The 371-nt window shown below is 69.3% G+C and carries 1 protein-coding gene; it reads right to left on the reverse strand.

Translation table 11 applies throughout. The features are described from left to right. Positions 1-371 (reverse strand): ATP-binding cassette domain-containing protein (locus tag QSK36_RS43175; RefSeq protein ID WP_352241961.1); only part of this gene is annotated, 371 nt, incomplete at both ends.

A 371-nucleotide genomic window follows, 5' to 3' on the forward strand; every position in this document is an offset into this window, starting at 1 on the left:
CTGGTTACCACCCGACAACGTCCGAATCGGCCGCCGCGGATCAGGCGGACGAATGTCCAACGCCTCCGACAACCGCTTGGCCTCGGCGAACTCACTCCGCCGATCCAGCCAGCCCAGCCACCGCGGCTTGGTGTAACGACTCAGGCTCGCCAGCGTGATGTTCTGCGCCACCGGGTGATCCAGCAGCAACGCCTGCGCCTTACGCTCCTCCGGCGCCAGACCCATGCCCATCCGCACCGCCCGGGTCGTACTACCCGGCCGCACCACCCGCCCATCCAGCACAACCCGGCCACTGGCCCGCCGCGCACCGTAGATCGCCTCGACGATCTCGCTGCGGCCCGAACCGACCAGACCGGCCAGCCCGACGATCT

Origin of the sequence: Microbispora sp. NBRC 16548, from assembly GCF_030268985.1 — a bacterium.
GTDB lineage: Bacteria > Actinomycetota > Actinomycetes > Streptosporangiales > Streptosporangiaceae > Microbispora > Microbispora catharanthi.